This window comes from Acinetobacter sp. YH16038 (assembly GCF_013417275.1).
GTDB lineage: Bacteria > Pseudomonadota > Gammaproteobacteria > Pseudomonadales > Moraxellaceae > Acinetobacter.
Genome location: NZ_VPEG01000175.1, coordinates 1 through 1,076, shown reverse-complemented (window position 1 = coordinate 1,076; position 1,076 = coordinate 1). Strand labels below are relative to the sequence as shown.

The 1,076-nt window shown below is 39.1% G+C and carries 1 pseudogene and 1 other annotated feature; the pseudogene reads right to left on the bottom strand.

The annotated features are described in order from the left end of the window. Nucleotides 1-786 (bottom strand): annotated as a pseudogene (locus tag FTV34_RS17635) (IS3 family transposase); the annotation flags it as partial. Further along, nucleotides 381-497 (bottom strand) — a sequence feature (AL1L pseudoknot). It overlaps the preceding pseudogene by 117 nt. Nucleotides 787-1,076 lie beyond the last annotated feature (290 nt).

The window sequence follows — 1,076 nt, the reverse complement described above, 5'->3', positions numbered from 1 at the left end:
AATGCAGTATAAACCCAGCCTGAATTTGTTTGAATATACGTAAAGTCACTCACCCACAGTTGGTCAGGATGATCAGCAGTAAAATTACGTTTTACCAAGTCATCCGCTCGTTTTTGATCATCTCGGCTACGGGTGGTTTGTTTGTTCTTACCACGCCAAACACCTTTTATACCTAGCTTTTGCATTAATCGAGCAACAGTACAGCGCGCAATAATATAGCCTTCACGTTTCAGTTTTTGCCAGACTTTACGTACACCATACCGACCTGAACTTTCCTTCCAAATTCGTTTAATCTCCTCAGCATGATGCAAGTCATGTAAATCTCGCTTTGCTCGATGTTCTGGATTTTCACAGAGATCTAGAGTCCGGTAATAGGTTGAAGGTGCGATCGGTAAAATTCTACAAATCGCCTCGACTCCGTACAGCTCTTTATTATTATGGATAAAATCCACCATTATTTGTGTGGGCGGTCGAGCTCCGCCTGGGCGAAAAAAGCGGCTGCTTTACGTAGAATTTCATTGGCGCGTTGCAGTTCTTTATTTTCGCGTTCGAGTTGTTTGATACGTTCTTGGTCTGAAAGCTGCTGTACTTTAACTGGATTTTGTTTATCTAAATATTTTTGATACCAAACACGTAGTGTTTCAGGAGTACAACCCTTGCGCAGTATACTGCTCAGGGAGCAATAGCGGTGATCGCAGCCCAATTCGATGGATAATCTTTCTCGGATTCAATCAATAATTGAACCGCTCTTTCTCTGATTTCAGGGGTATATTTTACTTTTTTCATCGGGACATTCTCTCAGAAAGCTTGGTCTCCGACAAACCCGGTACGGTTCAAAAATCTTCCATTGATTTATTTATATCTGTTAAACCAGTCGCATTATGAAATGTAATATAAGTAGAAATTTCAGTATAAATGGTCATGATCTTTTCTAAATTTGAATATCTAAGCGTCTTCATTAATCAACCTTATTGATTATTAGTTTCTTCTTTTAAAGCTCTTTGTACTGTTGCTATCCCTACTTTAAACTTTTCTGCAACACCTCTAAATGTTGAATTTTCTTCAGCCATTGCTTT